Genomic DNA, 6,729 nt, shown 5'->3' on the forward strand with positions numbered 1-6,729 from the left:
GTCTTCGCTGTTTTGCTCCATATCACTTACCAGTAAAAAACAACAAAGAAATATAACATAGCCAAAATAAAAAAAACTCTCGTCCATTAGTCAAAAAAGACTAAGGGACGAGAGTTATACGCATACTCCCGCGGTACCACCCAAATTAGCAACAAATATTGCTCAACTTGTTTCCTTAACGCGGAAAACGGCACCGGTTACTACTACTTCACCACTGCAGACTCCAAGGCGAGTTCAATAATTTGTGATACCGACTTGCACCAACCGTCGGCTCTCTACAAAACACAACATTATTTACTGATCCTTTTCACAGTCTTACACTATTGTTTTTTATTGTAATCGAAGTTTTCAAAAAGCACAAGATTTATTGAACAGTATATCCGCCGTCCAGAACAACTGCCTGTCCCGTCATGCCTTTTGCCGATTCGCTGGATAAGAACATCGCTAAATCCGCGATTTCTTTTACATCCAGTAAACGTTTTTGTGGAACCAACGGATAAATAACTTCTTCAAGCACTGATTCAAGGGGCACATTGCGAGTTGTAGCCAAATCTTGCAACTGATTACGCACAAGAGGCGTGTCCACATAACCTGGGCAAATTGCATTTACGGWAATGCCGTCCACTGCTGTTTCAAGAGCTGTAACTTTCGTCAATCCAATCACGCCATGCTTGGCCGAGTTATAGGCTGATTTACCAGCAAACCCTACTAATCCGTTGATTGAGGCCATATTGATAATACGGCCGAAGCCTTGTTTGCGCATATGTGGCAATACATTTTTCGTGGCAATAAATGGAGCAGTGAGCATGATTTTTATAAGCAATTCAAAACGTGCAGTTGGGAAATCTTCCAACATGGCAACGTGTTGCATACCAGCATTGTTGATTAAAATATCAAGCTTGCCAAATTGTCTGATGGTTTCATCGATTGAAATGATAATTTCCTCTTCAACAGTTACATCACATTTTAAGCCGATTGCACCTGAACCAAGTGAAGCCGCTGCTTCTTTTACTTTTTCTTCATTCAAATCAGTCAACACCACTTTGGCGCCAGCTTGTGCAAACTCTTGTGCTATTTGAAAACCGATTCCTTGTGCTGCACCAGTAATGAATAACACTTTATCTTTTACCATCATATTTCCCTCCAAAAAAATCAGCCGCACTAGGCGGCTGAGTTCATTTAATTAATTCCAAAACCAAACGAGAATAGTATAATCGCAATTACTACACCGATTGCTGGTGTAACAACTGTAGTTGCAGCTACTGCCCAATAAGCTTGGCTATATTTCTCACCACAAATGGAATGAATAGTTGTGACAACATAGCCATTGTGTGGCAATGAATCAAGCGCTCCAGATGAAATGGCCACAACACGGTGTAACGCTTCAGGGTTAACACCAGCATCCATATAACCTGGTGCTAATAATGGTAATGCAATAGCTTGCCCACCAGAAGCTGAACCAGTCATACCTGCAATTACTGATACCGCTACAGCCGCTCCGATTAAAGGAGAACCAGGAATGCTTGTCATTGCATCAACTGCTACCTGAAATGCAGGCACAGATTTTGCAACTCCACCGAAACCTACAACCGCAGCCGTGTTACCAATAGCGATAATAGCACCTACAGTACCCGCAGAAACTGCTTCCCAAGGTGATTTAAAGTATTTCCAACTAACGATAAACGTTGCAATAATTCCACCCAGCAAGGCAACAATTAATGCGGAAGTTTTTAATTCATTGTGGAAAATGAACGAAATACCCAATACAACCAATAATGGAATCATAGATAGGAATGGATTTGGCAATGGACGGTTTACATCAAAAGTTGGATCCGTTTCACGATCTTCAAAACGTTCACCTTTATTGACTGCTTTCGTGATAAGTTTTTTCAACCACCAATAACCGAAAACTGCCATGAAAGCAGCTACAATTAAACTGACTTCCCAACCTGCAAACTGATCTGTCTTTAAATATGGAATTGGAATCCRGTTTTGAATTTCTGGAGAACCTGCAGAAGTCATTGTAAATGTGACAGATCCTAAAGCTAATGTCGCTGGAATAAAACGACGTGGTAAATCTGCTTGTTTAAATAAAGAGATAGCCATTGGATATACAGAGAATGCTACGACGAACAAACTAACACCGCCGTAAGTTAAAGCTGCACATGCAAGTACAATTGCAAGCACGGCAAACTTCATGCCTAATTTTGCAACAAACCATTTGGCAACTGAATCTGCAGCACCACTGTCTTCCATTACTTTTCCAAAAACAGCCCCAAGTAAGAACATTAGGTACCAAGCTAAAATGAATGATGTAAAACCTGTCATATAACTGGTAACAAAGTTTGCTGCTCCTTCTTCAACCAACTGAGGAAATAATGGCAGACCACTCATGACGGCAACGAATAATGCAGAAATCGGTCCACCAATAAGAATGTTTACACCTTTTAATGTTAAGAAAATGAGTAAAGCTAGTCCACCAAGGAGGCCGATCATACTTAATACAATACTAGTATCCATTAATAAATTTCCCCCGAAATTTTATTAAGACGTTTTAGAACTGGACGTTTTCTTTTACATTATCCACATTTAAAGAAGCTTCTGTAGAATCAATGACGTCTTGAACAGAGAACCCTTCAAAAACTTCTTTTAGAACCAATCCAGTTGGTGTTACTTCAATCAAAGCACGTTCTGTAATTATTTTATTTACAACGCCTTTACCGGTTAACGGGAGATCACATTGTTTCTTGATTTTGGCTGACCCATCTTTTGCAACATGGTCCATAATCACGATGATTTTCTTGGCACCATGAACTAAATCCATTGCGCCGCCCATGCCTTTAATCATTTTGCCTGGAATCATCCAGTTTGCTAAATCGCCAGTCTCTGAAACTTCCATACCACCTAAAATAGCAACGTCAACATGTCCACCACGAATCATGGCAAACGACTCAGCACTTGTGAAAAATGCAGAACCTGGAATTGTTGTAACCGTTTCCTTTCCTGCGTTAATCAAGTCAGGATCAACTTCATTTTCTGTTGGATACGGTCCGATACCTAGTAATCCGTTTTCAGATTGTAAAACTACTGTTTTGTTAGGAGAAATATAGTTTGCAACCAAAGTTGGCATCCCAATTCCTAAGTTCACGTAGTTTCCGTCTTCAATTTCTTGTTCAGCTCGAATAGCTATACGATCCCTAACATTTACTTTTCCCATGCTGTTTGTCTCCTCCTGTCTTATGAACGAGTCGTTAAACGTTCAATCCGTTTTTCTTGTGATGCTTGCAGTAGTCCTTGTACATAGATGCTTGGTGTTTGAACTGTGTTCGGATCCAAATCACCTGTTTCAACAATTTCTTCCACTTCTGCAATGGTGAATTTCCCTGCAGCCGCCATCATCGGATTAAAGTTTTGCGCTGTTTTGTTATAAACAAGATTCCCAAACTTATCAGCTTTCGCAGCACGAACAAGTGCAAAGTCAGCTCGCAATGCTTCTTCAAGTACATATTCCTTACCGTCAAAATCACGAATTTCTTTTCCTTCAGCAATGGTTGTACCAACGCCTGCCGGAGTAAAGAATGCAGGAATGCCAGCACCGCCCGCACGAATTTTTTCAGCTAAAGTCCCTTGTGGCGTCAACTCCACTTCGATTTCGCCAGATAATACTTGGCGTTCAAATTCCTTGTTTTCACCAACATATGAACCGATCATCTTTTTTATTTGTTTATTTTTCAATAAAAGACCAAGTCCCCAATCATCTATTCCACAGTTATTCGAGATAACGGTTAAATCGGTTACTCCTTTATCAACAAGAGCAAGAATCAATTTTTCGGGTATTCCAACCAGTCCAAAACCACCGACCATTAATGTCGCACCATTTTGAATTTGTTGTACAGCCTCTTCTGCAGAAGAATAGATTGGCTTCATGTGTTTTCCTCCTTACAAGAATTCATTTAATTAATTGTATAAAAGCGCTTTCATAGCTATTAAAACAGATACGGAATTTTCACGCAATAGAAGTTGTGACAACTAATTGTCGAAATTCCTCGTCTTCAAGTCCGAAATTTCGGACTGTTTAGAAGTCTATTTAATATGAATAGAGATTTTGTCGAAATTAGTAGTCCTATTTTTCGGATTTACGTCCGTTTATTCGGAATTAGGTCATAAGTTATATTTTTTTATTTTTTCATAAAGTGTCGAACGACTCAGTCYTAATTGTTTGGCTATTATCCTTTTATCCTTTTCATCTTGCAATGCATGTTGAATCATCATTTTTTCAAGATCTTCAATTGCATCCTGCAAGTTGACGAACTGAGTTACGGGTTTTTTTCGAACTTGTTTCAATTGTTCCGGTAATGCAGTGGGTTCTATTATCTCGTGCTCGGCTAAATAAACTGCCGCTTGAATGACATTTTGCAATTCGCGAACATTGCCGGGCCAATGGTAGTTTTGTAAATACTCTCTTGTTCGGCTCGACAGGACAAGTCTGCGTTTACCAGCCTTTAATATGTATTGCTGCAGAAAGGTATTAGCCAGTTCTGTGAAATCTTCCATTCGCTCACGTAACGGGGGAATACGTAGCGTAATGGCTTGTATTCGATAATATAAATCTTCTCGGAATTTGCCTTGTTCAATTAAATGTTCCAAAGGACGATTGGTTGCTGCAAGTATTCTAACGTTTACCTGTTTCGTCATATTAGAGCCAATGGGTTCAATTTCACCTTCCTGTATAGCGCGTAATAGCTTCGCTTGAATGGTCAGTGGCATTGCACCAATTTCATCAAGAAACAAGGTGCCATTATCGGCAAGTTCAAAGCGTCCTTTTCGATGATGCTTTTCGGGCTCTAAATAGGCACCAAAAATCTCCGATTCCAATAAATCCTCTGGGATTGCTGCACAATTAATTTTCACAAAGGGAAATTCGGCACGCTCCGATCGTTCATGGATACTTTGAGCGAATAGTTCTTTTCCCGTCCCACTTTCGCCTTCTATCAGTACGGACAAATCACTTGGGGCAATCATTTGTATTGTTTCTTTGATCGAACGAATCGCTTTCGAACTACCTTTGATATCTTCAAGACGATATAATTTGTTCGGTGCTTCATGCGAAGTCATGTTAATTTTGTCCATGGTAGTCCTAACGTGTGAACTAAGCTTTTTCCAATCGTTCATATCCCGAAAAACAACGCTTCCAAAAGCACCGACAATTTCTCCATCCACTATTAAAGGTACGCGATTAGCCAGCATATATGTCCCTTTTATGTAATGAGGAGATGCTTGGTGTGCCATTCCGGATTTAATAACTTCGTGCATTTTTGTATTTTCGATTACTTCATCCACAGGTTTTCCGATGGCTTGATCTCGTGGCACCTCTAAAAACCGGCAATAGTCTTCGTTGATATAAAGGATTCGTGAATTTTTATCTACCACGACAAACCATTGAAAGGCGTTCTCCAATATTTGTGCAAGAACAGACTCCGGTAATTGTTGTAATACTGACTTCATTTTGCTCACCCTAACTTTGCGATTCGTTCCATTCTATTTTCCCAAAGAATACGCAATTATGCAAAAAAGCGAAGAGCCTAAGTAGGCTCTTCACTTTCTTTTCTTAAGGTTATATTTAACTTTTCTATTATTATCATAGATTTCATGATAGATGTAATTGCACTCTTACTACCTATGCCATCATGCAACAGAAAAGTACATGTACTCTTTCAATTCTTATTCAACATCTACTGCATTCTTTAACATTGCCTTTTTAAGTGGACGATCATAGTAAAGGCTTGGGATGATAGCCAATGCCATGAATGACGTCAAGATTAAAAACATAGCTGTCATACCATACTGATCGACCAGGACTCCACCTACAAAAGGACCCAGCATTCTGCCAACAGTCGCTGTACTGTTAACAATTCCCTGATAGAATCCTTCCCTGCCCTTAGGTGCCAGCTGACTTGCTAAAGTCGGCACAGCGGGCCACACAAACATCTCCCCAATGGTCAATATCACCATCGCTGTTACGAACATCGAAAATACTTGTGCATATCCAACGACGATAAATGAAATCATCATGATGACAATACCTAAAACCAACTGAGCTTTTACACGGTGTTCAAGTCTTTTGACAATCGGTTGAATGATTGGCTGGGCAGCTAAAATGAGCAACCCATTAATTGTCCATAGCAAACTGTAATGCTTCAGTGTCAGTCCCAGCTCCTGAGTATACGTCGCAATAGTTGACTGCCATTGCACATACACTAGCCAACATAGTAAATAGCCGCTAGTGACGATAAGCAAGGCATAAAACGGTGCTTTGTTACGTATCTTTTTCCCTTCATTAATGACGGAAGTATGCATATTCGGCGAAATATTAAACTTTCGATAGCCAAAAAACGCAATGAAAAAGAACACAATATACATGCCTAAATTCGCAATGAAAATATAATCAAAACTAGCATCCGCGATAATTCCAGCTACTGCTGGACCGATAGCTACACCCAAATTTTGTGCAAGATAGATCGCATTGAACGCTTTCCTCCCACCTTCCGGCCAGGCAGTTCCCACCATCGCATACATACTAGGAAAGACAATACCTCCACTGAATCCTATAATCGTCAGGAACCACACATAATGCGGCCAACCGTGCCATAGAGTTAACCCAATCAGACCAATTATAGTAATGACAATTCCAAGCATGATGGATTTATACCCACCAATACGGTCAAACAA

6 protein-coding genes and 1 other annotated feature are annotated in these 6,729 nt (G+C 40.0%); all 6 genes read right to left on the minus strand.

Going from position 1 to position 6,729, the window contains the following annotated elements; translation table 11 throughout:
* Positions 1-100: 100 nt before the first annotated feature.
* Positions 101-320 (minus strand) — a binding site (T-box leader).
* Between the two features lie 44 nt (positions 321-364).
* The gene (locus AC1DSB_RS12070) at positions 365-1,132 is read right to left on the minus strand and encodes a 3-hydroxybutyrate dehydrogenase (RefSeq protein ID WP_477586793.1); all 768 of its coding nucleotides are present in this window, start codon (positions 1,130-1,132) and stop codon (positions 365-367) included.
* Between the two features lie 47 nt (positions 1,133-1,179).
* A complete protein-coding gene (locus AC1DSB_RS12075) occupies positions 1,180-2,520 on the minus strand; it encodes a GntP family permease (protein ID WP_477586794.1) in 1,341 nt (446 codons plus the stop codon).
* Positions 2,521-2,554: 34 nt separating this feature from the next.
* Positions 2,555-3,217 (minus strand): 3-oxoacid CoA-transferase subunit B, encoded by a 663-nt coding sequence (locus AC1DSB_RS12080; protein ID WP_342543216.1) that lies wholly within the window; start codon positions 3,215-3,217, stop codon positions 2,555-2,557.
* 20 nt (positions 3,218-3,237) lie between these two features.
* A complete protein-coding gene (locus tag AC1DSB_RS12085) occupies positions 3,238-3,927 on the minus strand; it encodes a CoA transferase subunit A (RefSeq protein ID WP_342543215.1) in 690 nt (229 codons plus the stop codon).
* Between the two features lie 234 nt (positions 3,928-4,161).
* Complete coding sequence (locus AC1DSB_RS12090) at positions 4,162-5,505, minus strand: sigma-54 interaction domain-containing protein (RefSeq protein WP_477586795.1); 1,344 nt, start codon at positions 5,503-5,505, stop codon at positions 4,162-4,164.
* Between the two features lie 216 nt (positions 5,506-5,721).
* Positions 5,722-6,729 (minus strand): MDR family MFS transporter (locus AC1DSB_RS12095; protein WP_477586796.1); only part of this gene is annotated, 1,008 nt, incomplete at its 5' end.

This window comes from Paenisporosarcina sp. P4_E4_2 (genome assembly GCF_056401595.1).

What these genes read in the sequence shown, in the direction of transcription:
- AC1DSB_RS12080 (WP_342543216.1), bottom strand. Translation starts at nt 3,217, where the DNA reads ATGGGAAAAGTAAATGTTAGGGATCGTATAGCTATTCGAGCTGAACAA.
- AC1DSB_RS12085 (WP_342543215.1), bottom strand. Translation starts at nt 3,927, where the DNA reads ATGAAGCCAATCTATTCTTCTGCAGAAGAGGCTGTACAACAAATTCAA.